General features: G+C 70.4%; 28 protein-coding genes. 10 read left to right on the forward strand and 18 right to left on the reverse strand.

Annotated elements, in window-relative coordinates; translation table 11 throughout:
* Positions 1-5: 5 nt before the first annotated feature.
* From thrS to ACFOWB_RS07395, 3 genes are all read right to left on the reverse strand, one after another.
* Positions 6-1,982 carry a threonine--tRNA ligase gene (gene thrS, locus ACFOWB_RS07385; RefSeq protein ID WP_378146517.1) on the reverse strand — a complete coding sequence of 659 codons (1,977 nt, stop codon included), beginning with the start codon at positions 1,980-1,982 and terminating at the stop codon, positions 6-8.
* A gap of 71 nt (positions 1,983-2,053) precedes the next feature.
* Positions 2,054-2,518: a membrane protein insertion efficiency factor YidD gene (yidD, locus tag ACFOWB_RS07390; RefSeq protein ID WP_378146519.1), complete on the reverse strand. Its 465-nt coding sequence runs from the start codon at positions 2,516-2,518 to the stop codon at positions 2,054-2,056.
* On the reverse strand, positions 2,515-2,952 hold the full coding sequence (locus ACFOWB_RS07395) for an iron-sulfur cluster assembly scaffold protein (RefSeq protein ID WP_378146521.1): 438 nt from the start codon (positions 2,950-2,952) through the stop codon (positions 2,515-2,517). Before ACFOWB_RS07395 ends, yidD begins: the two co-directional genes overlap by 4 nt.
* A 185-nt stretch (positions 2,953-3,137) precedes the next feature.
* On the opposite strand from ACFOWB_RS07395, the gene folE reads away from it, so the two are divergent.
* The 3 genes from folE (at position 3,138) to ACFOWB_RS07410 (ending at position 5,420) form a co-directional block, all read left to right on the forward strand.
* Positions 3,138-3,803: a GTP cyclohydrolase I FolE gene (gene folE, locus ACFOWB_RS07400; protein WP_261403931.1), complete on the forward strand. Its 666-nt coding sequence runs from the start codon at positions 3,138-3,140 to the stop codon at positions 3,801-3,803.
* A gap of 88 nt (positions 3,804-3,891) precedes the next feature.
* On the forward strand, positions 3,892-4,338 hold the full coding sequence (hisI, locus tag ACFOWB_RS07405) for a phosphoribosyl-AMP cyclohydrolase (RefSeq protein WP_261403930.1): 447 nt from the start codon (positions 3,892-3,894) through the stop codon (positions 4,336-4,338).
* Positions 4,339-4,418: 80 nt separating this feature from the next.
* Positions 4,419-5,420, forward strand: a complete 1,002-nt coding sequence (locus ACFOWB_RS07410; RefSeq protein ID WP_378146524.1) for a patatin-like phospholipase family protein — start codon at positions 4,419-4,421, stop codon at positions 5,418-5,420.
* A 15-nt stretch (positions 5,421-5,435) separates the two neighbouring features.
* Here the strand turns inward: ACFOWB_RS07410 and ACFOWB_RS07415 are convergent, their stop codons facing one another.
* Positions 5,436-6,617 carry a hypothetical protein gene (locus ACFOWB_RS07415; protein WP_261403929.1) on the reverse strand — a complete coding sequence of 394 codons (1,182 nt, stop codon included), beginning with the start codon at positions 6,615-6,617 and terminating at the stop codon, positions 5,436-5,438.
* Between the two features lie 159 nt (positions 6,618-6,776).
* Here ACFOWB_RS07415 and ACFOWB_RS07420 point away from each other — a divergent pair, with 159 nt between their 5' ends.
* The gene (locus ACFOWB_RS07420) at positions 6,777-7,346 is read left to right on the forward strand and encodes a nitroreductase family protein (RefSeq protein WP_261403928.1); all 570 of its coding nucleotides are present in this window, start codon (positions 6,777-6,779) and stop codon (positions 7,344-7,346) included.
* Positions 7,346-7,945, forward strand: a complete 600-nt coding sequence (locus ACFOWB_RS07425; protein WP_261403927.1) for a flavin reductase family protein — start codon at positions 7,346-7,348, stop codon at positions 7,943-7,945. The genes ACFOWB_RS07420 and ACFOWB_RS07425 overlap by 1 nt, the downstream gene beginning before the upstream one ends.
* Here the strand turns inward: ACFOWB_RS07425 and ACFOWB_RS07430 are convergent.
* Positions 7,942-8,649, reverse strand: coding sequence for an aldolase/citrate lyase family protein (locus ACFOWB_RS07430; protein ID WP_261403926.1), 708 nt, complete (start codon positions 8,647-8,649; stop codon positions 7,942-7,944). The two genes, ACFOWB_RS07425 and ACFOWB_RS07430, sit on opposite strands and share 4 nt — an antisense overlap.
* Positions 8,650-8,786: 137 nt before the next feature.
* Here ACFOWB_RS07430 and ACFOWB_RS07435 point away from each other — a divergent pair, with 137 nt between their 5' ends.
* A complete protein-coding gene (locus ACFOWB_RS07435) occupies positions 8,787-9,950 on the forward strand; it encodes a lytic transglycosylase domain-containing protein (protein WP_378146528.1) in 1,164 nt (387 codons plus the stop codon).
* Complete coding sequence (locus ACFOWB_RS07440; RefSeq protein WP_261403923.1) at positions 9,947-11,089, forward strand: DUF2336 domain-containing protein; 1,143 nt, start codon at positions 9,947-9,949, stop codon at positions 11,087-11,089. Before ACFOWB_RS07435 ends, ACFOWB_RS07440 begins: the two co-directional genes overlap by 4 nt.
* A gap of 17 nt (positions 11,090-11,106) precedes the next feature.
* Here ACFOWB_RS07440 and ACFOWB_RS07445 read toward each other — a convergent pair whose 3' ends face one another.
* The 10 genes from ACFOWB_RS07445 to ssuC form a co-directional block, all read right to left on the reverse strand.
* Positions 11,107-11,634: an Hpt domain-containing protein gene (locus tag ACFOWB_RS07445; protein ID WP_261403922.1), complete on the reverse strand. Its 528-nt coding sequence runs from the start codon at positions 11,632-11,634 to the stop codon at positions 11,107-11,109.
* Between the two features lie 13 nt (positions 11,635-11,647).
* The gene (locus ACFOWB_RS07450; protein WP_261403921.1) at positions 11,648-12,190 is read right to left on the reverse strand and encodes a response regulator; all 543 of its coding nucleotides are present in this window, start codon (positions 12,188-12,190) and stop codon (positions 11,648-11,650) included.
* Positions 12,191-12,257: 67 nt separating this feature from the next.
* A complete protein-coding gene (locus ACFOWB_RS07455; protein ID WP_261403920.1) occupies positions 12,258-13,037 on the reverse strand; it encodes an NAD kinase in 780 nt (259 codons plus the stop codon).
* A gap of 108 nt (positions 13,038-13,145) precedes the next feature.
* Positions 13,146-14,120, reverse strand: coding sequence for an MBL fold metallo-hydrolase (locus tag ACFOWB_RS07460; RefSeq protein ID WP_378146532.1), 975 nt, complete (start codon positions 14,118-14,120; stop codon positions 13,146-13,148).
* A gap of 142 nt (positions 14,121-14,262) precedes the next feature.
* Positions 14,263-15,714, reverse strand: a complete 1,452-nt coding sequence (locus ACFOWB_RS07465) for an FAD/NAD(P)-binding protein (protein WP_378146534.1) — start codon at positions 15,712-15,714, stop codon at positions 14,263-14,265.
* Complete coding sequence (gene ssuD / locus ACFOWB_RS07470; protein ID WP_378146536.1) at positions 15,711-16,886, reverse strand: FMNH2-dependent alkanesulfonate monooxygenase; 1,176 nt, start codon at positions 16,884-16,886, stop codon at positions 15,711-15,713. Before ssuD ends, ACFOWB_RS07465 begins: the two co-directional genes overlap by 4 nt.
* On the reverse strand, positions 16,883-17,854 hold the full coding sequence (locus ACFOWB_RS07475) for a sulfonate ABC transporter substrate-binding protein (RefSeq protein ID WP_261403915.1): 972 nt from the start codon (positions 17,852-17,854) through the stop codon (positions 16,883-16,885). The genes ssuD and ACFOWB_RS07475 overlap by 4 nt, the downstream gene beginning before the upstream one ends.
* 40 nt (positions 17,855-17,894) lie before the next feature.
* A complete protein-coding gene (locus tag ACFOWB_RS07480; RefSeq protein ID WP_378146539.1) occupies positions 17,895-18,440 on the reverse strand; it encodes an NAD(P)H-dependent oxidoreductase in 546 nt (181 codons plus the stop codon).
* Positions 18,437-19,324 (reverse strand): ATP-binding cassette domain-containing protein, encoded by an 888-nt coding sequence (locus ACFOWB_RS07485; RefSeq protein ID WP_378146541.1) that lies wholly within the window; start codon positions 19,322-19,324, stop codon positions 18,437-18,439. The genes ACFOWB_RS07480 and ACFOWB_RS07485 overlap by 4 nt, the downstream gene beginning before the upstream one ends.
* Positions 19,325-19,339: 15 nt before the next feature.
* On the reverse strand, positions 19,340-20,107 hold the full coding sequence (ssuC, locus tag ACFOWB_RS07490; RefSeq protein WP_378146543.1) for an aliphatic sulfonate ABC transporter permease SsuC: 768 nt from the start codon (positions 20,105-20,107) through the stop codon (positions 19,340-19,342).
* Between the two features lie 265 nt (positions 20,108-20,372).
* Here ssuC and ACFOWB_RS07495 point away from each other — a divergent pair, with 265 nt between their 5' ends.
* From ACFOWB_RS07495 to ACFOWB_RS07505, 3 genes are all read left to right on the forward strand, one after another.
* On the forward strand, positions 20,373-21,647 hold the full coding sequence (locus ACFOWB_RS07495; RefSeq protein WP_261403912.1) for an AmpG family muropeptide MFS transporter: 1,275 nt from the start codon (positions 20,373-20,375) through the stop codon (positions 21,645-21,647).
* Between the two features lie 76 nt (positions 21,648-21,723).
* A complete protein-coding gene (locus ACFOWB_RS07500) occupies positions 21,724-21,966 on the forward strand; it encodes a hypothetical protein (protein ID WP_378146546.1) in 243 nt (80 codons plus the stop codon).
* Positions 21,963-22,361 (forward strand): hypothetical protein, encoded by a 399-nt coding sequence (locus ACFOWB_RS07505; protein WP_261403910.1) that lies wholly within the window; start codon positions 21,963-21,965, stop codon positions 22,359-22,361. Before ACFOWB_RS07500 ends, ACFOWB_RS07505 begins: the two co-directional genes overlap by 4 nt.
* A 65-nt stretch (positions 22,362-22,426) precedes the next feature.
* Here the strand turns inward: ACFOWB_RS07505 and ACFOWB_RS07510 are convergent, their stop codons facing one another.
* From ACFOWB_RS07510 to ACFOWB_RS07520, 3 genes are all read right to left on the reverse strand, one after another.
* Positions 22,427-22,801 (reverse strand): DUF423 domain-containing protein, encoded by a 375-nt coding sequence (locus ACFOWB_RS07510; RefSeq protein WP_378146548.1) that lies wholly within the window; start codon positions 22,799-22,801, stop codon positions 22,427-22,429.
* 5 nt (positions 22,802-22,806) lie between these two features.
* A complete protein-coding gene (locus ACFOWB_RS07515) occupies positions 22,807-24,627 on the reverse strand; it encodes an aminopeptidase P family protein (RefSeq protein WP_378146550.1) in 1,821 nt (606 codons plus the stop codon).
* A 161-nt stretch (positions 24,628-24,788) separates the two neighbouring features.
* Complete coding sequence (locus tag ACFOWB_RS07520; RefSeq protein ID WP_378146552.1) at positions 24,789-25,673, reverse strand: 50S ribosomal protein L11 methyltransferase; 885 nt, start codon at positions 25,671-25,673, stop codon at positions 24,789-24,791.
* Positions 25,674-25,774 lie beyond the last annotated feature (101 nt).

Here is a 25,774-nt window from a genome sequence, read left to right on the forward strand (position 1 = left end):
GAGGCTCACTCCGCCGCCAGCGGGCGTCCGTCTGCGAGCCGCGCGCGCCTGACGTCCGGCGGGGTCGCCTCGTCGGCGAGCGCGGCGACGCATTCGTCGAGCGTCATCGAGGTCTGGCCCTGGCTGCCGAGGCGGCGGACCGACACGCCGCGCGTCTCGGCTTCGCGCGCCCCGACCACGACGAGCGCCGGCGTCTTGGTCAGCGAGTGCTCGCGGACCTTGTAGTTGATCTTCTCGTTCCTGAGATCGAGCTCGACCCGAAGCCCGGCCTTGCGAAGCTCGGCCGCGACCTCGAGCGCATAGCCGTCGGCCTCCGACGTGATCGTCGTCACGATCGCCTGCACCGGCGCGAGCCAGAGCGGGAAATGGCCCGCGAAATGCTCGATCAGGATGCCGGTGAAGCGCTCGAGCGAGCCGAAGATCGCCCGGTGGATCATGACGGGATGATGCTTCTCGCCGTCCGCGCCGATGTAGAAGGCGCCGAAGCGCTCGGGCAGGTTGAAGTCCACCTGGATCGTGCCGCACTGCCAGTCGCGGCCGATGGCGTCGCGCAGGACATATTCGAACTTCGGCCCGTAGAACGCGCCTTCGCCCGGATTGACCGCCGTGGTCACGCGGTTGCCATAGCGCGCCTCGATCTCCTTCAGCGCGTCGCTCATCACCTGCTCGGCGCGGTCCCACAGCGCGTCGGAGCCGACGCGCTTTTCGGGCCGGGTCGAGAGCTTCAGCATGATGCGGTCGAAGCCGAAGTCGGAATACATGCCGAGGATCAGCTCGTTCAGCGCGAGCGTCTCGGCCATGAACTGCTCGTCGGTGCAGAAGATGTGCGCGTCGTCCTGGGTGAAGGCGCGAACCCGCATCATGCCGTGCAGCGCGCCGGACGGCTCATAGCGGTGCACGATGCCGAATTCGCCCATGCGGATCGGCAGTTCGCGGTAGCTGCGAAGCCCGTGCTTGAAGATCTGCACATGGCCCGGGCAGTTCATCGGCTTGATCGCGAAGACGCGGTCGTCCTCGGTCTGCGTGACGAACATGTTCTCGCGATACCAGTCCCAGTGGCCCGACGTCTGCCACAGCGAATGGTCGAGGATCTGGGGCGTGTTGACCTCGACGAAGCCGGACGTGTTCACGACGCGCCGCGAATAGGCGATCAGCGTCTGGAACAGCGTCCATCCCTTCGGGTGCCAGAACACAGCGCCGGGGCCTTCCTCCTGAAAGTGGAAGAGGTCCATCTCGCGCCCGAGCCGGCGATGGTCGCGCTTCTCGGCCTCCTCCAGCATGTGAAGGTAGGCGTCGAGCCCGGCCTTGTCGGGGAACGCCGTGCCGTAGATGCGCTGGAGCATCGGGTTGTTCGAGTCGCCGCGCCAGTACGCGCCCGCGACCTTCATCAACTTGAAGGCGTCGCCGACCTTGCCCGTGGACGTCATGTGCGGACCGCGGCAGAGGTCCATCCACTGCCCTTGCGCATACATCTTGATCGTCTGGTCGGCGGGGATGGCGTCGACCAGCTCGACCTTGAACGTCTCGCCCTTGGCCGCGAACCAGTCCTTGGCGCGGTCGCGGCTCCAGACGTCCTTGGTGAACGGCATGTCGCGCGCGATGATCTTGCGCATCTCGGCTTCGATCGCGGCGATGTCGTCGGTGGAGAACGGCTCTTCGCGGTGGAAGTCGTAGTAGAAGCCGTTCTCGATCACCGGGCCGATGGTGACCTGCGTCTGCGGCCAGAGATTCTGCACGGCCTCAGCCAGCACATGCGCGCAGTCGTGGCGGATGAGCTCGAGCGAGCGCGGGTCGTTGCGGTCGAGGAACTCGATCCGGGCGTCGTTTTCGATCTTGTCCGCAAGGTCGACCACGACGCCGTCGAGCGCCATGGCGACGGTGCGCTTCAGCAGGGATTTGGAGATCTGGCCGGCGATGTCGGCGCCCGTGACGCCGTGCTCATAGGATTTCTGGGCGCCGTCGGGAAACGTGACGAGAGGCATGGTCTTCTCTTTCCGCTCACTCACTGCCTACGAACGCAGGTAAGCGATTTCAGGGGTTGGTCTTCGCCGCGTCAGCTCGGGTCGACGGCCTCGCAAATCGGCCGCCGCGCCCGGCGCGCGTAGGCCCACGGCCTAGACCACGTCGCGTCCGAAGGCAATTCGCGCGGCACGGGCTCGAAGCCGTCGCCGCCCCAGGGATTGCAGCGGCAGATCCGGCCCGCCGCCATCCAGCCGCCGGCCCATGCGCCATGGCGGGCGAGCGCCTCGTCGGCGAACTCCGAGCAGGTCGGCAGGTAGCGGCAGCGCCGCCCCATGAACATCGACAGCGAATAGCGATAGGCGAGAATGGGGAGGCGGAGAGCCGAGGCGAGCGGGGCGTGGAGGGAAAGGGAAGGGACGCGGGCGTCATCCCGGCCGAAGCGCGGCGAAGCGCCGGGATCGTCCTCCGCAGAGCGCGGCGTCTCCGCTTGCGCCTCGTTCCGAGGGCGATCCCGGATCGGCCTGCGGCCGTCCAGGATGACGCGCGTGCCGCTCACGCCGCCCGCTTCTTCTCGATCTGGTCGAGCGCGTCGACGACGGCGTCGAAGGTGAGCAGCGTCGAGGCGTGGCGGGCCTTGTAGTCGCGCACCGGCTCCAGCACCTTGAGATCCTCCCACACGCCGTCCGGCGCGGGGCCGTTGTCCTTCAGCATCGCCCGCATCGTTTCGCGCACCTCGCGCAGCTCCTGCGCGGTGCGGCCGACCACGGTGCGGGCCATCACGGAGGACGACGCCTGGCCGAGCGCGCAGGCGCGGACCTCATGGGCGAAGTCCGTCACCGTCTCGCCGTCGAAGGCGAGATCGATCGTCACTGTCGATCCGCAAAGTTTCGAATGCGCCGTCGCGGTCGCGTCCGGCGCTTCGAGGCGGCCGATGCGGGGAATCTCGGCCGCGAGCTCGAGGATCCGGCGGTTGTAGATGTCGTCGATCATCGATCGAGTCTCTTGATGGTCCTGTCGCCGAAGTCGCATTGTTCGATCGGCCTCGTTGCCTATATATGAACTCGCGACGCGCCCCGCCATGATCGGCCGCCGTAAGCTGAAGCCTCGCTTCGGCCGGTTGATCGGGGTTCAGTCGTCGCGCGTATGGGGCTAGCGCCCCGCCAAGAGGTTCTTTCATGGACGCTGTCGTTCAGCACCCCCGGGCCCGCGTTCCGATACCGGCGCCCAAACATTCTTCTGTCCCTGCCGAATTCGTCCAGCCGCGCCCGACCCGGGAGCAGGCCGAGGCGGCCGTTCGCACGCTCATCGCCTGGGCCGGCGACGACCCGACCCGCGAGGGCCTCATCGACACGCCCAAACGCGTCGTGAAGGCCTATGGCGAGCTGTTCGCCGGCTACGGCAAGGACGGCGCCGAGGATCTGCTGCGCGTGTTCGAGGAGGTCGCCGGCTACGACGACATGGTCGTGCTGCGCGACATTCCGTATTTCTCGCACTGCGAGCACCACATGGTGCCGTTCTTCGGCAAGGCGCATGTCGCCTATTTCCCGTCGAACGGCGTGGTGGGACTGTCGAAGATCGCCCGCGTGGTCGACGTCTTCGCCAAGCGCCTGCAGACGCAGGAGACGCTCACCTCGCAGATCGCCGAGGCGATCGACGAGCACCTGAAGCCCCGCGGCGTCGCCGTGATGCTCGAGGGCGAGCACATGTGCATGTCGATGCGCGGCATCCAGAAGGCGGGCGTCTCGACCGTGACCACGCAGTTCACCGGCGTGTTCAAGGACGAGCCGGCCGACCAGGCACGCTTCATCACCATGGTGCGCACCGGCCATCCGAGCCGCTGAACGCTGTTGGGGCCAGGGCGGGCGTGAAGGGCCGGCTCGTCCGGCCCTTTTCTTATGCCTCGCCGCCGTTCGCCCGGGACATCGCTCCATGACCGTCACGTTCCCCGCGCCGGGCTCGCACGACGAGCTCGAAGAAGGCCAGCGGCTTACCCCGAAGTTCGACCGGGACGGGCTCGTCGGCGCGATCGTGACCGACGTCGAGACCGGCGACGTCCTGATGTTCGCCCACATGAACGCCGAGGCGCTCGCCGCCACGATCGAGACCGGGGTCGCGCATTTCTTCTCGCGCTCGCGCGGCAAGCTGTGGCGCAAGGGCGAGACCTCGGGACACGAGATGTCGGTCGCCGAGATGCGGGTGGACTGCGACCAGGACGCTCTGTGGCTTCGTGTCCGCGTCGCCGGCACGGGCGCGGCCTGCCATACGGGCCGCAAGTCGTGCTTCTACCGCGCCGTGCCGACCGGCGAGGTCGGCGCGCCGCTTCGCCTCGTCGACGACGCGCGGCTGTTCGATCCCGCCAAGACCTACGGCGGCTGACGCCGCGCGCCGCGCGTTCAATCGGCGTTCACGCGGCCATGGGATGATCGCTCCGTCGCGAGAGCGAGGGTTCGGGTTCGGTGTTCCCCAGTCTGTCATCGCTGATCTCTCGTCCGGCCTCGATCGCCGAGACCGGGGACGCCGGCGCGCCGGAGCCGCAGGGCGACCGCCGACCGGTCTTCGCGCTCGCGCTCGGCGGCGGCATCGCGCGCGGCTGGGCGCATATCGGCGTCCTGAAGACGCTCGACGCCGCAGGCGTCAGGCCAGACATCGTGACCGGCACCTCGGTCGGCGCTGTCGTCGGCGGGTGCTGGGCGGCCGGAAAGCTCGACGAACTCGAATCTTGGGCGCGTTCGCTCACCCGGCGTCGCATGTTCGGACTGCTCGACGTCAGCTTCGGCGGCGCGGGCCTCATCGGCGGCGGCCGCCTCAAGGCGCAGCTCGAGGCCAATCTCGGCGACATCGCGATCGAGGATCTCGACGTCCGCTTCGCCGCGATCGCGACCGAATACACCACCGGCCATGAGGTCTGGCTCGGCCGCGGGCCGCTCGCCGAGGCGATCCGCGCCTCTTATGCTCTGCCCGGCGTGTTCGAGCCGCTGCGCATCGGCGGCCGCTGGCTGATGGACGGCGCGCTGGTCAATCCCGTGCCGGTCTCGGCCGCCCGCGCGCTTGGGGGGCGGATGGTGGCGGCGGTCAATCTGCAGAGCGACGTCTCGGGCCGCGGCACGGTGGTGCAGTCGATCGGCGCGAGCGAGCGCGATCAGGAGGCGGCCGAGGATCTCACCTGGTTCGCGCGCATGCGCGGCGCCCGGAGATCCGGCGGGGAGCCGGCCGCCCGGCGCCCCATCGAGGACGGCCCCGGCATTCCCGCCGTCATGGTCGACGCCTTCAACATCATGCTCGACCGGATCTCGCGTTCGCGCCTTGCGGGCGATCCGCCCGACGTCACCATCGGGCCGCGGCTCGCCGACATCGGCCTGTTCGACTTCCACCGGGCCGCGGAGTCGATCCGTCTCGGCGAAGAGGCCGGCGAACGCGCGATCGAGCCGATCCGCGAAGCGATGCGGGCGCTCGCCTGAATGAGCGGACTGTCCTTAGCGGACCGCGACTTCCACAGTGGCGTTGACGCCCGTGCGCACCGCGAAGCTCTGCTGGTAGAGGCGTCCGTCTCGGCGCGCGATCGCCATGTAGTCGCCTTCGGCCAGCACGACGCTCGAGAGCGCGCCGATCGAGTCGCGGATCACGTCGCCGCCGGGCGTCAGGATCGTCCATGACGTGTCGCGCAGCTCCGGTCCTCCGGGCGACTGCACGAGCTTCAGCGAGACATGGGCGGCCTTGTGGTGGACCTGCGCCTCGACAAGCTTGCCGGGCGCGACCTTCAGGTCGGCTTCGACATTGGCGTTGGCGTCGCCATAAACCGAGGACACATGATAGGAGCCGGCCGGAAGCCTCAGGAGCTGGCCGGGCTTCACGTCCTCCGCGACCGTGCGGGCGACGCCGCCGTCGTCGCGCGTGAGCGTGAAGGTCACGTCGCCCTCCGGCGCCTGCTGTCCGCCCACGAAGGCGGTGAGGCGCACCGCGCCCGCGGGCAGCACCATGGTCTGGCTGGTGGGCCGGCCGGCCGCCACCGTGACGAATTTCGCGGCGCTCACGAGGCCGTAGACCGCGTGGACGATGTAGGCCCCGGGGTCGACCTCGAAGCGCGGACGGGCGTCGTTCGATTCCGCCACCAGCATGTGCTCGCCGTTGGCGTCGGCCTGATCGGTGAAGAGACGCCACTTCACGCCGCTCGGGATGGCGGAGCCGTTCTCGTCGAACTGGCCCTGGAGCGTCAGGAACTGCTTGGCGAGCGGCGCCGCGCCTGCGCCGAGATCGGTCGGCGGCGACGTCGTGGTCGTCGTGGTCGGCCGCGACGCCGCGCCGGGCGCGAGATTGGGCAGGCGCATCTGGTCGACGATGGCCGGGTCGAGCCGATCGATCCGCTCGGGCGAAAAGACGGGGGCGGGAGGCGGCGCGGGCCGGGACAGGGTCGGCGGCGAAAGCGCGTCGGGGCCTGCGGGTCCGATGAGGTTCATGCGGCCGGTGATGACGCCGCCGAAACTCGGCGCGTTTCTCGGCCCGGCGCCCGAACGGGCGGCCTCTCCGGCGTTCGGAAGGCCCCCGGGCGCGAGCGCCCCGCCGGGCGCCGCCTGCGCGAGGGCGTCCCCGGCCGAGGTGACGGCGAGCGCCGAGGCCGTGAGAAGACCGGCGAGCAAGGACGGCGAACGACGACCCATGGGCCGAGCGATGCCATCAGCGGACCGCCAAGGCAAGCGTCCGAATGGGCGCCCCGGCCCCCCGTCCCCAGCGGGGCTCGCGGATGGCGACGCCTTGGCCGGTCGGCCGCGGATCGTGCTAAGCCCTCGCGCGACCAGTCACGTCCGCCGGAGCCTCCCATGTCAGACACGATCGAGCTGCTCGCCGCGCGCCGCTCCGTGCCCGCCAACGCGCTTTCCGAGCCGGGACCGAGCGACGCCGAACTGGAGCAGATCCTCACCCTGGCCTCGCGCGTGCCCGATCACGGCAAGCTCGCGCCCTGGCGCTTCATCGTGATCGCAGGCGAGGGCCGCGCCGAGCTCGGCCGTCGGCTCGCGGAGCTGCTGCGCGAGACCGATCCTTCGGTCTCCGAGGCGCGCCTCGGGGCGCAGTCGGCCTGCTTCTCGCAGTCCGCGCTCGTCGTCGCCGTCGTCAGCACGGCCGCGCCCCATGTGAAGATCCCCGAATGGGAGCAGGAGCTTTCGGCCGGCGCGGTCTGCATGAACCTCTCGGTCGCGGCGAACGCGCTCGGCTATGGCGCGCAGTGGCTGACGGGCTGGGCGGCCTATGAGCCGCGGGCCCGCGAGCTCATCGGCCTCGCTCCGCAGGAGCGCGTCGCGGGCTTCCTCCATCTCGGCACGCCGACCGAGCGTCTGCCCGATCGCCCGCGGCCGGAAATCGCCAAGATCACGACCCGCTGGAGCGCGTGATGTTCTACGAGCCGATCCTCGGGCACGGCCTGCCGCACGACCCGTTCAAGGCGATCGTCGCGCCGCGGCCGATCGGCTGGATCTCGACGCTCGACGTCCGCGGCCGGCGAAATCTCGCGCCCTACAGCTTCTTCAACGGCGTCTGCGGCTCGCCGCCAATGGTGATGTTCTCCTCCGAGGGCTTCAAGCATTCGGCCGAGAACGCGCGCGACACCGGGCAGTTCGTGTGCAGCCTCGCGACCCATTCGCTGCGCGAGCAGATGAACGTCACCTCCGCGCCGCTCGCCAAGGGCGAGGACGAGTTCTTCCGCGCAGGACTCGCCGCCGCCCCGAGCCGCACCGTCCGTCCGCCGCGCGTCGCAAAAAGCCCCGCGGCGCTCGAATGCCGAACCATCAGCGTCACCGAGCTCAACGACATGCATGGCGCCGCGACCGGGCGCTACGTGGTGATCGGCCAGGTCACCGGCGTCCACATCGACGACGCCTATCTGGTCGACGGCCTGTTCGACACCGCCAAGGCCCAGGCGCTCGCGCGCTGCGGCTACATGGACTACGCGACGGTGTTCGAGACGTTTTCGCTCGCGCGGCCGCAGAGCTAGCGGGCCGCGAACGTCTCCTGCGCGATCGCCGCCTGATTTACGTCGAGCGAGATCTTGCCCGAAAAGCCGTCGCGCCGGGCGCGTTCCGCCTCGCCCCGGAAGGCGCCAGAATCGCGCGTCGAAAACGGGCTGTCGAGCGCCGGTAGGCCCGCGTCGGCGGCGGCCGCGAGAGCGAGCGTGCGGGCGGTCTGGAGCGGGTCGCTCCAGCGCCCGTCGGCGTCGCGCGGCTCCTCGTCGCCGAAATCCGCGCCGAGCGCCTCGCCGTCCCAGGCGATCGCCGCCAGCCGCGGGGTGGCGACCGCAAAGCCGATCAGCCCGAACAGCGACGCCGTGGTCTCGGCGACCGCCACGATCGAGATCTCGCCGTCGTCCAGCCCGCCGGCGGCTTCCGCGACCGACAGGAGCGCGCCGAGGTGCTGGAGATCCGCGCCGGTCTCTGCTGCCGTCGTCGCCACGGCGTCGGGCCTCAAGGGCCCAAGCGCCGCAAGCTGCTCCGCGCCGCCATCGTCGAGCGGCGCGAGCTTCAGGACGACGAGCGGGCCGTCGGCGCCGGGACGCGCGCGCAGCCGCCGTGCCACGGCCTCGAGACCGGCGGCGCCGGCTTGGCCGAGATCGAACAGCAGGGCGTCCGCTCCGCCCGAGATCGGATCGCCCGGCGAGGCGACGAGGACGGATCGGATCGGACCGGCGTGAAAGCGTCGCAAGCTCTGGGTCTCCTAGGCGTTCGGCGGTGCGTTAACGAGCGGTTTACCATGTCGGCCGCATCCTCGTCGCAACGGGCCGGAGTCGGCGCCGGATGGGCGTCCCGCCCGGGACGTGAAGGGTCACGAGCGCGAAGTCGATGGAGCTCCTCACTCCCGCGGACGCCGCAGGCCGCGTCACCGCGGCGCTGAAGAGCGCGGCGGAGGCGACCGGCGCAGGCTTCGATTATCTGCTGCGCACCGCGACCCGCGAATCCTCCCTCAACGCCACGGCCAAGAACCCGTCGTCCTCCGCCCGCGGCCTGTTCCAATTCATCGATTCGACCTGGCTCGAGGTGATGAAGGAGGAGGGACCGGGCCTCGGCATGGGCGCCGCGGCCGGCGACATCGCCAAGACCGCGTCCGGCCGCTATGTCGTCGCCGATCCCGCCCGGCGCGCCGAGATCCTGGCGATGCGCGACGATCCACAGGCCTCCGCTTTGCTCGGCGCCGCCTTCACCCGTCGCAACGCGCAGGCGTTCGAGAACGGTCTCGGCCGCGCGCCGAGCGAGGGCGAGCTCTACGCCGCTCATTTCATGGGCGCGCAGGGCGCGATCGAGCTGACGAGCCTCGCGACGGCGACCCCGACCGCTTCGGCCGCAGCCGCGTTCCCGTCGCAGGCGTCCGCCAACAGATCGATCTTCTATGACGGCGGCCGCGCCCGCACCGCCCGCGAGGTCTACGACCGGCTGACCGCGACGCCGTCCGGAACCGCGATCGCCGCGACGTCTCCCGCCGCAAAGACCACGCGGCCGATCCTCGCGCTGCAGGCTACGAACGAGGCCTCGGTCGCGCCCTACAATGGCGGGCGCGAGAACGACGGCCAGGCGTTCCATTCGCTGTTCAAGACCGGCCGGCGCACGCCCGTCGCGTCCTACGTCCAACAGGCCTGGGCCGGCTTCGGCTCGGCGGGCCTCGCCGCGGACGGCGCATCGGTGAAGGCCGCGGCGAGCGCGATGGGCTACGCCGCGGCTCCGACCGCCGCGGCCGCGACGCCGCGCGCCGAGGCCGCAGCGGCGGCCGTCGATCTCGCCGGCCGCGCCCGGGCCGCGAAGCCGCGCGCCGCAGCCACGATCACCCCGCGCGCCACGCCTGCCGCGTCCGGAGCTTCGATCACTCAGAGCACGGCCGTCCAGCCTGCGCCCGCCGCCGTCTCTGCGCTGGCGGGCCGCAAGGTCGAACCCGCCACCACCTTCCTCGGGATCCAACTGCCGTCCTGGCTGACCACGGGTTCCGCGTCGTCAACCGCGCGAGGCCGGCCGTGATCGTCGAGCGCTATCTCGATTGGGCGTCGTCCGCGCCTGCGCATATGCGCGCCGAAGCTGCGGGAGCGCTCGCGCGCTCCTATCTCCATGGCGAGCTCGACGCCCATGTGCGCGAAGAGGTCGAGGCGGCGCTGACGCTCGCGCTCGACGACGACCATGTGGCGGTGCGGGCCGCGCTCGCCGACGCGCTCGCCGCCTCTCCGGACGCGCCCCCCGCGCTCATTCTTTCGCTCGCCCAGGACGTGCCCGACGTCGCCGATCCGGTGCTGTCGCGCTCGCCGGTGCTGGGAGATCTCGAGCTCGTCGATCTCGTGGCCCTCGGGGGCTCGCGCGCGCAGCTCGCGATCTCGGGCCGCCGGCAGGTCTCCGGACCGCTCGCCGCGGCCATCGCCGAGGTCGGCGACGCGCGCGCCTGCGAGCGTCTCGCCTCCAACCGCGGCGCTCATCTCACCCGCGCGGCCGCCTCCCGGATCGCCGAGCGCCACGGCGCCGACGGCGCGACGCGCGACGCGCTGCTCACGCGCGAAGAGCTCGGTCCCGAGATCCGCCAGCGGCTGATGCGCTCGGTCGCCGAGGCGCTTTCGGCTTTCGTGTCGAGTCGCGGCTGGCTCGACGCCGGCCGCGCGCGCCGCGCCGCTGACGAGGCCTGCGAGCGCGGACTCGTCGTCATCGCCTCCGACGCGCCGGACCGCCGCGCCTTCGTGCTGCATCTCGCCGAGCGCGACCTGTTCTCGCCGAGCCTTGCGCTGAGGGCGCTCCTGAGCGGCGACCTTGCGCTGTTCGAGGCCGCGCTTTCCGCGCTTTCAGGGCAGGATCCGGTCCGCGTGGCGGGCTTCGTCCGCGACTTCGAGGGGCGCGGCTTCGAGGCGCTCTATCAGCGCGCGGGCTTCCCCCGCTCGGCGCTCGGCGCCTTCCGCGGCGCGCTCGCCGCGGCGCGCGAGGTCGGCTTCGCGGAGATGGGATCGGCCGCGCTTTCGCGCCGGATGGTGGAGCGGGCCCTGACCGCCTGCGAGGGCGCCGATCTCGACGTCTCGTCGCTGCGCGCCATGCTGCGCCGCCTCGCCGCCGAGGCCGCGCGCGAAGACGCCCGGCGCACGCTCGGCGAGCCCGCCCGGCGCGTCGCGGCGGCGGCGGCCTGACGGCTCCGGGAGAGCAGTCAGGCGTCGTTCGAAAGGCCCGGGATCGTCTGGCGCCGCAGTTCCGCAAGGCGGCGCACCAGCGCGACGCCGAGCGGATGGTCGCGGTCCCGCACGTCCTCGCGCACCATGGCGCGGACCGCTTCCACATGACGGTCGACCAGGCTCTGGGGCGAGGCTTCGGCCAGCCGCTCGATCATGGTGCAGAGCCCGTCCGCGACTTCGCCCGCGAGCGGAAAGCCGAGCGTGGCGGCCTGGCCGCGGATGTCGTGCGCGGCGCGATAGAGTTCTTCGAAGTCGCCCGTCGAATGCGTGATCGACGCCCGGCGGCGCGCGTCCTCGAGCGCGTTGATCTCCGAATCCATCCACTGGTCGAATTCGTTCTCGAGCAAGGTGAGCGCATGCTCGGCGCGGCGCACGGGATCGGCGAGCCGTTCGTCCGGATCGACGCGCTGCGCGACGCGCGCCTTCAGCCTGTTGGGCGGACGCAGGATGATGTGGTCCGCATAGGTCTCGGTCGGGACGTCGAGGGGCGGCTGGTCGGCCATCGGAGCCTCGCGATCACTGGTTCACGGTTTCGCGGATCCGGTCGACGCCCGAGTCGATCAGCACCGTCTCGTTGACGCGGCGTTCGGGTCCGCTGTAGGCGGCGGCGCCGCTGCGTCTGCGGTCCGGCCCGAAATAGTCCTTGGTGCGCACGAAGGCGCGCGGATGCAGCACGCAGTTCAGCACGCGCTGGTGCAGGGCCTTGGCGGAGATCGGCTTGCAGAGGAACTCGGTGACGCCGGCGTCTCTCGCGCGCAGCACGCGGCTCTTCTCGGAATGGCCGGTCAGCATGATGATCGGCACGTAGGGGTTCACCCCGCTTTCGGGGCGGCGGATCATCTGCACCAGCTCGATGCCGTCGAAAATCGGCATCGACCAGTCGACGATCAGGATGTCGGGCAGGTGGGAGGTGAAGAGCTCGAGGCCGGCCGCGCCGTCTTCGGCCTCATAGACCTCGCGCGCGCCGAAACCGTGCAGCAGCGTACGCACGATCCGACGCATATGGGCGTTGTCGTCGACGACCAGAATGCGAAGTTTCGTGAAATCGACGCGGATCATCTTGGGCTGCGCACACGCGAGGGCAGCTCATCATGACGAAACGTTGTTAACGCTCCGTTTCAGGTTGTCACCAGCCGAATTGCTCGGCGAGGATGCGCTCGTCGAGGCCGTGGCCGGGGTCGTGGAGCATCACGAGATCGGTCTTCCGGTCGAGCGCGATCTCGACGCGACGGATGTTGCGGAACTCGGTGTTGTCGGCCACCGCCGCCACCGGGCGCTTGTCGTCCTCGATCACGTCGATCGCGACCGCGGCGCGGTCCGGCAGCAGCGCGCCGCGCCAGCGGCGGGGCCGGAAGGGCGAGATCGGCGTCATGGCGAGCAGGGGGCTCGCGAGCGGCAGCAGGGGCCCGTGGGCCGACAGGTTGTAGGCCGTGGAGCCCGCAGGCGTCGCCACCAGCACGCCGTCGCAGATGAGCTCGGCCATGCGGGACTTGCCGTCGACCTCGATGCGGAACTTCGCCGCCTGGTAGCTCTGGCGCCAGAGCGCGACTTCGTTGATGGCCTTGGCGACGTGCACCCGGCCCTCGCGGTCGCGGGCGCGCATGGTCAGCGGATGGATAACCGTCCGTTCGGCGGCCGCGAGGCGCTCGACGAGGCCGTCCTCGATGTATTCGTTCATGAGGAAGCCGACCGAGCCGCGGTTCATGCCGTAGATCGGCATGCGCCGGCCCATGGTCTCGTGCAGCGTCTGCAGCATCATGCCGTCGCCGCCGAGCGCCACCACGACGTCGGCCTCGGCCTGCGGCGCGTCGCCGTAGCGGGCGACGAGCGCCTCGAGCGCGGCGCGGGCGTCGTCGGCGGCGCTCGCCACGAAGGCGATCCGCTCGTAGCGCTTGCGATCGTTCATGGCCGCCGTGACGTCGTCTTCCGAAGCCGCGAAAGGGGAGGGAGCGCGGCGAGAGCGCGCTTTATACGCAAAGCCGCGCGGGCGTCCATTGAACTTAGCGCGTCGTCGTTAAAGCGCGGGGTTCCACTGCTCGGGAACGAAGGCGAATTCGCGCACGCTGCGCTGCGCGATGTGGCCGACGGCGGGGAAAGGGAAGTGATAGCCGGACACGAGCAGCTTGTCGGTCGCCGCCATGTCGAGCATGCGGCGGCGCGTCTCCTCGGCCATTTCGGGATCCATGTCGAAGATCGCGTGCCAGCCGGGATTGCGCACGAACAGCGCCGGATGGTTGGTGACGTCGGACCAGACCAGAAGCTGCTCTTTCTCGGACGCGATCCGGAACGCCATGTGGCCAGGCGTGTGGCCGTAGGCCGGAATGGCGTAGATGCCCGGCGCGGGCTCGGTGTCGCCCTTGTAGCGGCGCACGTCCTTGGCCATCGGGTCGAACACCGCGCGCACGATCTTGAAGGCGTTGACGAGGCCCGCCGGCGCGCGGCTCATCGCGCCTTCGTCCATCCAGAAGTCCCATTCGGCCTCCGGGACCACGACCTCTGCGTTCGGGAAGGCGAGCGTCCCGTCCTTCAGGCGGATGCCGCCGATGTGGTCGGGGTGGAAATGGGAGATCAGCACGGTGTCGACCGCTTTCGGATCGACGCCCGCTGCGGCGAGATTCTCGTAGAGCTGGCCCGCGGTCGGGGCGAGGCGTCCGCCGGTGCCGGCGTCGATCAGCACGAGGCGGCTGCCGGTGTTGACCACGAGCGCCGTGAAGGTGATCGGCAGCGTCTCGGTCGGGATGAAGGCGTCTTCGAGGGCCTTTCGAACGTCCTCGAGCGGGGCGTTCTTCACGAAACCGGCGTCGAGGGGGCGGCGGGCGAGGCCGTCGGTCAGCGCCGTGACCTCGAACGAGCCGACCTTGTAGCGATAGACGCCCGGCGACTGGCGGCCGGCCGCGGGCGCGGCGGCGCGCGCGCCCGATCCCGCGACGGGGATCGTCACGGCGGCGCCGGCGGCGGTCAGCACGGTTCTGCGCGACATGATCGACATGTGGTCCCCTCCAGCGTGAGTGCAACTAGGTCAGGCGGGATCGGGCAGGCAACAGGCGAGCGGGCGGCCGGCGTCACTCTTGCGTGACGCCGGCCGGACTTGCGGTAACACACCGGAATGGAAAGAGGCGAGGCCTCGCGGTTCAGGCGACCGCGCGGACTTCGACCTGAAACGCGGCGTCGGCGGCGCGCAGGGTTTCGCAGGCGACGAACTCGGCGTGCCGCGCGACTTCGGGCAATCCCATGAGCTCTCCGAAGGTCGCCCGCGCCAGCGGACCGGCGATCCAGATCAGACCGGAGGGCGCGCCGTCCGGGCCGAGCGCGCGGCTCAGCTCGTCGGTCGCGACGCCGAGCCGCAGGCGGTCGGACGTCACCAGGCCGGCTGCCGCGAGGCGCCGCATGAGCGGATCGGCGTCGCAGATGCCGCGATGCGCCGGCCCCGTGGCGAGCGCGACGGCGTCGAAGGCGACGGTCTCGGTCGCGCCGCGCCGCCTCCGGATCGCGACCTCCAGCCCCTCGACGCCCGCGCGAGCCGAGACCGGCTCGCCGGCGAAGACCTCGAGCTGGCCCGACGCGCGCAGCCGCGCGATCGCCGCCTCGACCTGGGGCGCGACCCGGAAGCGGTGGACGTCCCAGAATGTGCGCAGCCGTCGCACGACCTTGCGGCGCTCGCTTTCCGGAAGCGCTGTCCAGAGGGCGCGGCCCTGGTTGCGGGCGGCGTCCAGGACGTGCTGCCACGGGATGTCCGAGGCCCCGGCGGCTTCGACGGTGCGGCGGATCCGAACCAGAAGCTCGAGCGCGGTTCTGGCGGGCTGGCGGTCGAAGGCGCCGAACTCGCCGGGTCGGTCGGCGTGGCCGCGCGACAGCAGGCCGCGCCGGGAGACCGCCACGATTGGGCCGCGATGGCCGCGGCGTTCGAGCGAGGCGACGATGTCGGCCATGGTGAGGCCGGTTCCCACGATCAGAAGGCGCGCGTCAGGCGAGAGGGCGTCGAGCGCGGCGCGGTCCTGGGTGTCGGGGATGAGCCGCGGATCGCCGAGGACGGCGTCGAAGGCCGCGGGAGCCGCGGGCGCGGGATGGGTGGCGGCCAGCACGACGAACGACGCCGCGACCGCCTCGCCGCCGGCGAGATGAACCACGCAGCCGCCGTCGGCGCTGCGGTCGACCGAGACGGCCCTGTCGCGACGGTGCTCGATCGCGCCTGCGAGCAAATAGGGCTCCATTGTCTCGGCCGCGTAGCGCCCGAAAACCTGACGGCGCGGAAAGGCGCGGCCGTCAGGCGTCACCGCCTCCGGATCCTCGACCAGCGCGCCGTCGGCCTTCAGCCACCGCTCGAAGTGGCAGGGATCGGACGGCACGAAGCTCATCCGGCTTGCGGGCACGTTGATGCGGTGCGCGGGGTCGGCCGTCGAATAGGCGACGCCGCCGCCGAGCGCCGATCGCGGCTCGACGACGACGATGCGGAAGCGTGCGGGCGCGCGGCGGGCGAGCTGGTGGGCGACGACCGCGCCGGTGAAGCCGCCGCCGATGACGACGACGGTCTGGCGGTCTCCCTCGCCCGGCGCGCCGGGAACGCAGCCCGCCCCGTCGCTCACGACTGGGAGACCCTCAGCGCCGGACGGGCGTCGTTGGCGATGGTCTCGCCGAACGGGCCCATGTTGACGCTGGTGGCCGCCGGCGCCGTCGTGGTCGAGAGCGGCAGCAGCGGGAACACCAGCTCGGCGAAGCGGTAGGCCTCCTCGAGATGCGGGTAGCCGGAGAGAATGAAGGTGTCGACGCCGGCCGCCATGTACTCCTTCATCCGCTCGGCCACGGTCTCCGGATCGCCGACGAGCGCGGTGCCCGCGCCGCCGCGCACGAGCCCGACGCCCGCCCACAGGTTCGGGCTGACCTCGAGCTTGTCGCGCCGGCCGCCATGGAGCGCGGCCATGCGCTGCTGGCCGACCGAATCCATGCGGGCGTAGACCTTCTGGGCGGCCGCGATGGTCTCGTCGTCGAGGTTCTCGATCAGCTTGTCGGCGGCGGCCCATGCCTCTTCGTTGGTCTCGCGGACGATGACGTGGAGGCGGATGCCGAACGACACCTCACGGCCCTCGCGCTTGGCGAGCGCGCGCACCGCCGCGAGCTTCTCGGCGACCTGCGCCGGCGGCTCGCCCCAGGTGAGGTACTTGTCGATGGTCTTGGCGGCGACTTCGGAGGCCGCGGGCGACGAGCCGCCGAAGTAGAGCGGCGGGCCCTTCGGGCTGGTCGGCGCGAACAGCAGGCGGCCGTCCTCGATGCGGATGTGGTCGCCCTTGTAGTTCACCGTCTCGCCGGCCAGCAGCGCCTTGTAGACCTCGAGGAACTCGCGGGTGACCGCGTAGCGCTCGTCGTGGTTGAGGAAGATGCCGTCGCCGGCGTTCTCGGCCGGATCGCCGCCCGTCACCACGTTGATGAGGAGGCGTCCGTTCGAGATCCGGTCGAGCGTCGCGGTCATGCGCGCCGCGACGGTCGGCGACTGGAGGCCGGGTCGCACGGCCACGAGATAGCGCAGCCGCTCGGTCAGCGGGGCGAGCGCGGAGGCCACCACCCAGCTGTCCTCGCAGGAGCGGCCGGTCGGCAGCAGCACGCCGAAATAGCCCAGGCGATCGGCCGCCTGGGCGACCTGTTCGAGATAGGGAAGGTCGACCGCCCGGCCGCCCTTGGTGGTGCCGAGATAGCGGCCGTCGCCATGGGTCGGCAGGAACCAGAGGACGTTGGCGGTTTCCGGGGGGGTGAACTCGGTCATTTCGCGACATCCGCGGTCTTGAGCTTCAGGACGGCGTCTTCGACGACGATGGGCTTGGGCAGGAGCTTCAGCTCGAGGAAGGTGTCGGCGATCCGCTGCTGGGCGGCCGCGACGTCCGGGGTGAGAGGCCGCACGCCGAGCCCGAGCCGCGATATCGCGACCGTCAGGAGCGGCGCCGGGATGCCGACGAGAGGAGAGAGCTCGGCCGCGGCGGCGTTCGGATCCTTGGCGACCCAGTCCTCCACCTTGCGGAGCTCGTCGAGAGCGATCTGCAGGACGTCTTCGTTGTCCTTGGCGTAGTCGCGCGATGTCAGGAAGAACTGGTGGTTCTCCACGATGCCCTCGCCGGTGGTCAGCACCCGCGCTCCGGCGGCCTCCGCGCCTGCGAAGAAGGGATCCCATACCGACCAGGCGTCCACCTTGCCGCTCTCGAAGGCCGCGCGGCCGTCGGCCGGCGCCAGGAACGAGATCTTGACGTCCGAATATGCGACGCCGCCCTTCTCGAGCGCCTTCACCAGCAGGTAGTGGGCGTTCGACCCCTTCGCGACGGCGATGTTCTTGCCCTTGAGATCGGCCAGCGTCTTGATCGGGCTGTCCTTCTGCACCAGGACCGCCTCGGCCTTGGGCGAGGGCGGATCGTTGGCCACGTAGGCCAGCTTGGCGCTCGCCGCCTGCGCGAAGATCGGAGGCGCTTCGCCGGTCGTTCCGAAGTCGACCGCGCCGGCGTTGACCGCCTCGAGCAGCGGCGGCCCGAACTGGAACTCGGCCCATTTCACCGTGACGCCGAGCGGCTTCAGCTTCTCCTCGAGCGTGCCCTTGCCCTTCAGCAGGATGAGCGTGCCGTATTTCTGGAAGCCGATGCGGATGGTGCGGTCGGCCGCTTGCGCGCTCGTCGCGCCGATGAGGGCCGCGGCGACGAACGCGGCGGAGGCGAGGCGCGAGACCCGCGTGAGGGTGGGGGAGGTCATCTGTTTCGTCTTGTCGGTTTGGGGACTGGGGGGTGTGGGGTCAGGCCGCGGCGGAGGAACGGACCGCGACGGCGCTCGAGGCTTCCCGGACAAGCGTCTCGATGCGCGCGCGCACCCGCTCGTCGGCGACATGGCCTTCGGCGCCGATGTCGCGGTCGACCACGAAAACGGCGGTGCCGAGCGTCAGCGCGTCGAAGGAGGCGAACAGCGGACGCATCTGGTGCTCGACCGCGAGCGCATGGCGGTCGCTGCCGCCCGTCGCGAGCAGCGCCACCGGCGCGCCGGTCAAGGCGCGGTAGTCGACGAGGTCGATCAGGTGCTTGAAGAAGCCGCTGTAAGAGCCCTTGTAGATTGGAGAACCGGCCACGATCAGGTCCGCCTTTTCGATCGCCGCCAGCGCGGTTTCGACCGGTTCGGCCGCAGGGCGCGAGAACGACCGGCCGAGCTCCGGGGCGAGTTCGGCGACGTCGACCAAGGTCACGGCGCCGCTCGTGCGCGCCGCGACGCGTCGCGCGACGTCCTCCACGAGAAGGCGGGTGCGGGACGGCTTTCCAAGGCTGCCCGCGATGGCGACGATCGAAGTCACGCGATCGCCCTCCGGGCCTCGGGCGCGTCCGGCGCCGCGACGCCCGGACGGTCGTCCGAGGGGCGGCCGCCGGCGTTGAACAGCTTGTCGAGAATGGTCTCCTCGAGGCGGCCGATCTCGGCGGACCCGCGGCGGCGGGGCCGGGGAAGGTCAACGGTGAGGTCGAGGTCGATGCGGCCGTCCTCGATCAGCACCACGCGGTCGGCGAGCGCGAGCGCTTCGGAGACGTCGTGGGTGACGAGGATCGCGGTGAAGCCCTGGTCGAGCCACATGTTCTCGATCAGCTCCTGCATCTCGATGCGGGTGAGCGCGTCGAGCGCCCCGAGCGGTTCGTCGAGCGCCAGCAACTGGGGACGCGAGACGAGCGCGCGGGCGAGCGCGACGCGCTGTCGCTGGCCGCCCGAGAGGACCGACGGCCAGTCGCCCCCACGATCGGCGAGGCCGACCTGCGCGAGCGCGGCCTGAGCGGCGGCGCGCGCAGCCGACTTCGGTTCGGACGACGGCAGGCCGACGCGGACATTGTCGATCACGCGCGCCCAGGGCAGCAGGCGCGGCTCCTGGAACATGATGCGGCCAAGGCCCGCGCGGCCGCCGCCGACCGTGACCGCGCCCTTGGTGGGCGTCTCGAGCCCGACGACGGTGCGAAGCAGCGTGCTCTTACCGCAGCCCGATCGTCCGACGATGGCGAGGAACTGGCCGGCCGGGACCGTGAGGTCGACGTTCTTCAGCACCTCTTTCGGGCCGAATGACTTCGAGAGGCCGCGCAGCGCGACCGAAGCGCCGGAGCCGGAGGTCTTGGCGCGGAGCGAGAGCTGCTCGGGCGCGCGTTCCGGAGCCTCGGAGCGGGCGAGGGCGAACGGGGCGGTGATGGCTTTGGCTGTCATGGAGGAGGGGCGCCTTCAGGCCGGGAGATAGGCGGGGTGCCAGGACAGCGTCGCCCGCTCGAGCGCCTTGGCGATCGAGTCCGCGAGTTTTCCGAGCAGCGCGTAGATGAGGATCGCGAACACCACGACGTCGACCATCATGAATTCGCGGGCGTTCATGGCCATGTAGCCGAGGCCCGAGGAGGCCGAGATCGTCTCGGCGACGATCAGCGTCAGCCACATGATGCCGAGCGCGTAGCGCAGCCCGACGAAGATCGAGGGCAGCGCGCCGGGCAGGATCACCTTGGTGAAGAGCGTCGCGTTCGACATGCCGTAGGCGCGGCCCATCTCGACGAGCTGGGCGTCGACGGTGCGCACGCCGTGCAGCGTGTTGAGATAGATCGGGAAGAACACGCCGAGCGCGACGAGGAAGATCTTCGCGGTCTCGTCGATGCCGAACCACAGGATCACGAGCGGGATCAGCGCGAGATGCGGCACCGTGCGGATCATCTGCAGGGTCGGGTCGACGAGCCGCTCCGAGAGCCGCGACAGGCCGTTGCCGAGGCCGAGCGCGAAACCGATGCCGCCGCCGATCAACAGGCCGACGCCCGCGCGCCAGGTCGAAATCCAGATGTTGGTCCAGAGTTCGCCCGACAGCGCGAGCTTCCAGCCCGCGGCCGCGATCTCGGTGGGCGCCGGCAGGACGCCCCCCGAGATCAGGCCCGCGCTCGACAGCGCCTGCCACGCGACGAGGATCCCGACCGGCAGGATGAAGGATTGCAGGGATCGGGCGTCGAACGACATGGCGTTCCTCGCTGTACTGGACTTCAGGGCGCGCAGACGCGCCCCCGGGAGGAGATGACCGTGACGCCGCCCGCATGCGGCGTCGCACCAATGTCCACACAATCCATAAAGCAAGTCAACAATGTTTCGATTGGGATGTGGAGGCTGGGACGCCAGATGGCGGGGCGCGCGCGCCGGCAGGCCCAGGGTGGCGGAGACGCCTCGAATCCGCCAAGAAGATCAGGCGCAAGACCGGTTCTGCGCGCCGCCTGAAAGAGGAACCCGGATGGTCGAAACGCCGCAGCCTGAAGCCGTCGCCGGTTCGTCCGCGCCGATCACCGTGCGCAGGCTCGCGAGCGGCGTGCTGGGCTATGCGTCCGGCCTGCCGCTGCTTCTGGTGCTCGGCACCTTCGCGTTCCGGCTGCGCGAGGCGGGCGTCAGCCTCGAGGCCATCGGCCTGCTGTCATGGGCGAGCATCGCCTACAGCCTCAAGTTCCTGATCGCGCCCTTCATGGACAGCTATTCGCTCGGGCCGCTCGGGCGCGCGCTCGGCCGGCGGCGCGCCTGGATCCTGCTCGCGCAGATCGGCGTCGCGTTCGGGCTCGTCGGCATGGCGATGGGCGATCCGGCCACGGGCCTGCCGCTGGTCGCGACCGCCTGCTTCCTGACCGCTGCGGCGTCAGCGACTCAGGACGCCGCGGTCGACGGCTGGCGCGTCGAGGTGGCGGGCGCGCAGGAGCAGGGACTGCTCGTCGCCGCCTACCAGCTCGGCTACCGGCTGGCGCTGCTGACGGCCGGCGCCGGCGCGCTCTACCTCGCGCAGGATTTCGGCTGGAACAGCTCCTACTGGGTGATGGCCGCGATCATGGTCGCGATCGCGCTGCTCACGGTCGCCTTCATTCCAAAGACCGCGCGCGATCTGGAGCCGAGCGAGCCGCGCGCGCCGGGCGAAGCGCTGCGGGCGCCGGTGAAGGACCTTCTGGGCCTCGTGGCCGCCACGCCGATCGCGGTGCTGCTGATGATCGGGCTCTACCGGATGCCCGACCAGCTCGCCAACGTCATGTCGTCGCCGCTCTACAAGGACCTCGGCTTCACCAACAAGGAGATCGCCAACGTCACCAAGGTGTTCGGCATCGTGCTGTCGATCGCCGGCGCGTTCCTCGGCGGCTGGATGCTGACGAAGATGCGGCTGAAGACGGTGCTGATCGTCGGCATCGTGGCGTCGGCCGCCACCAACCTGTTCTACGGCGCGTTGGCGCAGGTGGGGCATTCCATCGTCATGCTGACCGCCACGATCGGCTTCGACAACGTGGCTTCGTCGATCGCGGGCACGGCGCTCATCGCCTTCATGTCGAAGCTGGCGGCGTCGGAGTTTTCGGCCACCCGCTACGCGGTGCTGAGCTCGATCTATGCGCTGCCGGGCCATCTGCTCGCCGGCGGCTCGGGCTTCGTGGCCGTGCAGACAGGTTACCCGGTTTATTTCTTCCTGACGTTCCTGTCGGGCGCGCCGGCGCTGGTGCTCTGCCTGTTGCTGAGTGAGCCGAAGTCCAGCGAAACCTAGGCGTTCCCACGCGCTCCGGCGCCTTGTCAGGCGTTCGATCGCCGTGCCATTTTGGCGCCGTGGCGGCCGGAGGGGCATGGCGATGCGCATGATGGTTTTGGGCGGCTTGGTGCTCTCCTGCGTTCTGGCGCCAGCGCTGGCCGTCGATGCCGGAGAGGCGCAGGCCGCCAAGGAGGTGAAGGCCTTCGTCAAGCGGAAGAAGCCTTGCGGCTCCGCCGCCGACGTCTTTTTCTGCCTCAGGGTCGAACCCAAGGACGCCGAGAAGATCTCGCTTCCCACCTTTTCGGTTGATTTCCGGGAGCCGGCGCAGCTGTCGTGACCTGGAACGGGACGGTGTTCTGCGAGATCACAGACACCAACACCGCCGATCCGACCCTATCGACGACGCGGTCACAGTTCTACATGCATCTGGCGTTGAAAGACGACAACTCCGAGATCACGATCAACGAGGAAGGCGCCACCTCGCTCGACGTCTATCACCGAACCATGATGACGTACGCGGCCTCGAGCACCGACCGGACGCCGGCTTACCTCGCCGGAGACAAGAACTACCTTGTCCCGGTTTCGTTGACGCGCGTCTTCGACATCAAGAAGAAGTCGACGTCCAAATTCAGAACCTTCGTGCTCGGAGACTTCAGGATTTTCTCCGATTATGGTCCGAAATACTGCAACGTGAACGGCGGCGCGATGACCGTTCAGTTCACTCCGAACTGACCACGCGGCGGCCTGGCCGCATGGGGCCGAGCCGACGTCGCCCCGGCAACGCAAAGCGGAAGCCGTCAACCTCTCCGCAGCGCCCCCACCACCGCGCCGACCGTCACGCCGAGCCAGCTGACGATCAGAATCGTGCCGCCGGTCGGCGCCGCGACGGGCAGCGGGCTCGCGCCGTAGACGACGCGCACGATCAGGTCGCCGCAGAACAACAGCGTCCCGAGCGCGACGCCCCAGGCCGGAACGAGCAGCGGCAGGCCGATCCCGAACGCCCGCGCCGCGCCCGCGAGCCCGACGAGGACGGCCGCATGCAGCATCAAGAAGGTCGAGGCGGTCCCGAGGCGCGTGTCGCCGGATATGTGGGCGGCCACGGCCGCCGTGGCGACGCCAGCCGCGCCGTACAGACCGGCGACTGCGAGGAGGGCGAGGGGAGAGCGGGACATGGGCCTCACAGCGGCGCGCAGGCGGCTTCGAGCCAGGCCCGCGTTTCGGCGTCGACCAGCGGGCCGACCTTCGCGAGCGTCTCGGCGTGATAGGCGTCGAGCCAGGCGCGCTCGTCGGCGCTCAGCAGCGAGGGCTCGATCGCGCGACGGTCGATCGGCGCGAAGGTGATGGTCTCGAAGCCGCGCATCTCCCGGTCGCCGCCCGCGATCTTTCGGGCCTCCACCACGATCAGGTTCTCGGTGCGGATGCCGTAGTGGCCCTCGCGGTAATAGCCGGGCTCGTTCGAGAGGATCATGCCGGGCTCGAGCGCCACCGTCCCGAGCTTGGAGATCCGCTGCGGGCCTTCATGGACCGAGAGATATGACCCGACGCCGTGGCCCGTGCCGTGGTCGAAGTCGGTCCCGACGTCCCAGAGCGCCCGACGCGCGAAGGCGTCGATCTGCGCGCCCGACACGCCCTTCGGAAACGCCGCGGTCGCGATCGCGATGTGGCCCTTCAGCACGCGGGTGAAGCGGTCGCGCATCTCCGCGCTCGCCTCGCCGACGACGACCGTGCGGGTGACGTCGGTGGTGCCGTCCTCGTACTGCGCGCCGGAATCGATCAGGTAGAAACCGGAGGTCAGCTTTCGGTTGGTCGAGCGGGTGACGCGGTAGTGCGGCAGCGCGGCGTTGGGCCCCGCGGCCGAGATCGAATCGAACGAGATTTCCTTCAGGACCCCGGTCTCGCGCCGGAAGGTCTCGAGCGCTTCGGCTGCGCCGATCTCGTCGAGCGCGCCTTTCGGGGCCTCCTCGTCGACGAAGCGCAGGAAGCGGGCGAGCGCGGCGGCGTCGCGCAGATGCGCGGCGCGGGCGCCGGCAAGTTCGGTCGCGTTCTTGACCGCCTTCAACTTCGCGATCGGGTCCGCGCCGCGCTGGAGCTTCGCGCCAGACGCTTCGAGCGTGCGCGCGAAGGCGACCGCGGAGGCGGCCGCGTCGAGCCTCACGGTCGCTCCGCGCGCGCCGAGCGCCTTGAGCGCCGCGTCGAGGTCGCCGGGCTCGGAGATCTCGGCCGATCCCGCGAGCGCGTCGCGAACCGCGTTGGAGAGCTTGCGCGCGTCGAGGAAGACGCTTGGCCGCCCCATGGCCGGGATGATCGCAAATCCGAGAGGGAGCGGCGTGTGCGCGACGTCGCCGCCGCGGATGTTGAAGACCCATGCGAGGCAATGCGCGTCGGTGACGAGCAGCGCGTCGGCCTTCTGCGTCTTGAGCTCCGTCTGGACGCGGTCGAGCTTCGCCGCGGCGCTTTCGCCCGCCAGCGCCTCGCCGTGGAGCGTCACCGGCGCAAGCGGCGGGGCGGGGCGGTCGCTCCAGATCGTGTCCACCGGGTTCTGGTCGACCGCGGCCAACTCCACGCCGGCGGCCTTCGCGGCCCTTTCGAAACGCTCGAAGCCGTCGAGCGTGTGCAGCGTCGGGTCGTAGCCGATGCGCTGGCCGGGCTTGGCGTGCTCCCTCAGCCAGTCGGACGGCGGCTGGTCGGAGACGTTGACGGCGGTGAACGCCGCCGCGTCGACCTGCGCGCGGACCTGCACCGTATAGCGCCCGTCGACGAAGATCGCGGCGACGTCGGGAAGGACGCTCACGAAGCCGAACGAGCCGGTGAAGCCCGTGAGCCAAGCGAGCCGCTCGGCCGAGGGCGGCAGATATTCGTTCTGGTGCTCGTCGGCCCGCGGCAGCAGGAAGCCGTCGAGGCCCTGCCGCGCCAGTTCCGCCCGAAGCGCCTTGAGACGCGGCGCGCCCTGGCTCGGATCGGCGGTTTCGTCGAACGACTGGAAGCGGGCTTCAAACATGTTTCGCCGTCAGCTTGGATCAGTGAAGTGCGTGCTTCGAGACGCCGCGCCACGCGCGGCTCCTCAGCATGAGGGATGACGGCGCGCTCCAACGACCCTCATGCTGAGGAGCCTTGGCGGGAGCCAAGGCGTCTCGAAGCACGCAATTCGCCGCTCCAGTCCTACTTCTTTATTAGCACCAGCGTCGACCAGCCCTCGAGCTGGCGCGCCGAGACGAGGCTGAGGCCCTTCGCCAGATATGCGTCGCGCACCCGATCCTCTTCATGCGTCATCAGGCCAGACAGCACCACGACTCCGCCTTCGGCGAGATGCGCCGCGACGTCGCCGGAAAGCTCCACCAGCGGGCCCGCCAGAATGTTGGCGACGATGAGGTCGAACGGTCCGCGCTCGGCGAAGACCGGGTGATCGAAACCTTCGGCATGGATGGAGGCGACGAACGCGCCCGCGCCGTTCGCCTCGGCGTTCTCGCCGGCGATGCGGGCCGAGGTCTCGTCGATGTCGGTGGCGAGCACCGGCGCCTTCTGCGCGAGCGCCACTGCGATCGCGAGTACGCCGGTGCCCGAGCCGAGGTCGAGCACGCGCTCGAAGCGGCGCTCGGTCAGGAGTTCGTCGAGCGCCAGCAGGCAGCCGCGCGTCGTGCCGTGATGGCCGGTGCCGAAGGCGAGCGCGGCCTCGATCTCGATGCCGATGGCGTCGGCGGGGATCTTGTCGCGGTCATGGCTGCCATGGACCACGAAGCGCCCGGCCGGCACAGGCTTCAAGCCCTCGAGGCTCTTGGCCACCCAGTCCTTCTCGTCGATCGCGCCTTCTTCGACGCGCAGGCCGGCGCTTTCCGGCCCCAGCGCCTCGCGCAGCGCGCTTGCGAGCTCTGAGGCCTCCATCTCGGGCGAGCCGTAGACCTCGACGCTCCACGCGTCGGGCCCGGTCTCGAACGCCGCGATCGACACCTCGCCGAAGGGGAACGCCTCCTCCAGCACGTCGGCGACGCGTTTTGCGGTGGTTTCGTCGAGGCTGAGGCGGATGACGGGCGTTTGGGTCACGGGCATGTCCGGTAAGGCGCCGGGCGAGGCGTTCGCCTCGCCCTGGAGCCCGGACCCATAAACATCGCGCGGCGCGAAGGAAACAGCGAAGGCGGAGCCGCGCCTTG

The organism is Chenggangzhangella methanolivorans (assembly GCF_042648545.1).
In the GTDB taxonomy this organism is placed as follows: Bacteria; Pseudomonadota; Alphaproteobacteria; order Rhizobiales; family Methylopilaceae; genus Methylopila; species Methylopila methanolivorans.

Bases quoted from the DNA above. Each gene is read 5' to 3' on its own strand.
- thrS (WP_378146517.1), bottom strand. From the start codon at position 1,982: ATGCCTCTCGTCACGTTTCCCGACGGCGCCCAGAAATCCTATGAGCAC.
- ACFOWB_RS07395 (WP_378146521.1), bottom strand. From the start codon at position 2,952: ATGATCGACGACATCTACAACCGCCGGATCCTCGAGCTCGCGGCCGAG.
- folE (WP_261403931.1), top strand. From the start codon at position 3,138: ATGGACGCTGTCGTTCAGCACCCCCGGGCCCGCGTTCCGATACCGGCG.
- hisI (WP_261403930.1), top strand. From the start codon at position 3,892: ATGACCGTCACGTTCCCCGCGCCGGGCTCGCACGACGAGCTCGAAGAA.
- ACFOWB_RS07415 (WP_261403929.1), bottom strand. From the start codon at position 6,617: ATGGGTCGTCGTTCGCCGTCCTTGCTCGCCGGTCTTCTCACGGCCTCG.
- ACFOWB_RS07420 (WP_261403928.1), top strand. From the start codon at position 6,777: ATGTCAGACACGATCGAGCTGCTCGCCGCGCGCCGCTCCGTGCCCGCC.
- ACFOWB_RS07425 (WP_261403927.1), top strand. From the start codon at position 7,346: ATGTTCTACGAGCCGATCCTCGGGCACGGCCTGCCGCACGACCCGTTC.
- ACFOWB_RS07435 (WP_378146528.1), top strand. From the start codon at position 8,787: ATGGAGCTCCTCACTCCCGCGGACGCCGCAGGCCGCGTCACCGCGGCG.
- ACFOWB_RS07445 (WP_261403922.1), bottom strand. From the start codon at position 11,634: ATGGCCGACCAGCCGCCCCTCGACGTCCCGACCGAGACCTATGCGGAC.
- ACFOWB_RS07450 (WP_261403921.1), bottom strand. From the start codon at position 12,190: ATGATCCGCGTCGATTTCACGAAACTTCGCATTCTGGTCGTCGACGAC.
- ACFOWB_RS07455 (WP_261403920.1), bottom strand. From the start codon at position 13,037: ATGAACGATCGCAAGCGCTACGAGCGGATCGCCTTCGTGGCGAGCGCC.
- ACFOWB_RS07460 (WP_378146532.1), bottom strand. From the start codon at position 14,120: ATGTCGATCATGTCGCGCAGAACCGTGCTGACCGCCGCCGGCGCCGCC.
- ssuD (WP_378146536.1), bottom strand. From the start codon at position 16,886: ATGACCGAGTTCACCCCCCCGGAAACCGCCAACGTCCTCTGGTTCCTG.
- ACFOWB_RS07475 (WP_261403915.1), bottom strand. From the start codon at position 17,854: ATGACCTCCCCCACCCTCACGCGGGTCTCGCGCCTCGCCTCCGCCGCG.
- ACFOWB_RS07485 (WP_378146541.1), bottom strand. From the start codon at position 19,324: ATGACAGCCAAAGCCATCACCGCCCCGTTCGCCCTCGCCCGCTCCGAG.
- ssuC (WP_378146543.1), bottom strand. From the start codon at position 20,107: ATGTCGTTCGACGCCCGATCCCTGCAATCCTTCATCCTGCCGGTCGGG.
- ACFOWB_RS07495 (WP_261403912.1), top strand. From the start codon at position 20,373: ATGGTCGAAACGCCGCAGCCTGAAGCCGTCGCCGGTTCGTCCGCGCCG.
- ACFOWB_RS07500 (WP_378146546.1), top strand. From the start codon at position 21,724: ATGGCGATGCGCATGATGGTTTTGGGCGGCTTGGTGCTCTCCTGCGTT.
- ACFOWB_RS07510 (WP_378146548.1), bottom strand. From the start codon at position 22,801: ATGTCCCGCTCTCCCCTCGCCCTCCTCGCAGTCGCCGGTCTGTACGGC.
- ACFOWB_RS07515 (WP_378146550.1), bottom strand. From the start codon at position 24,627: ATGTTTGAAGCCCGCTTCCAGTCGTTCGACGAAACCGCCGATCCGAGC.
- ACFOWB_RS07520 (WP_378146552.1), bottom strand. From the start codon at position 25,673: ATGCCCGTGACCCAAACGCCCGTCATCCGCCTCAGCCTCGACGAAACC.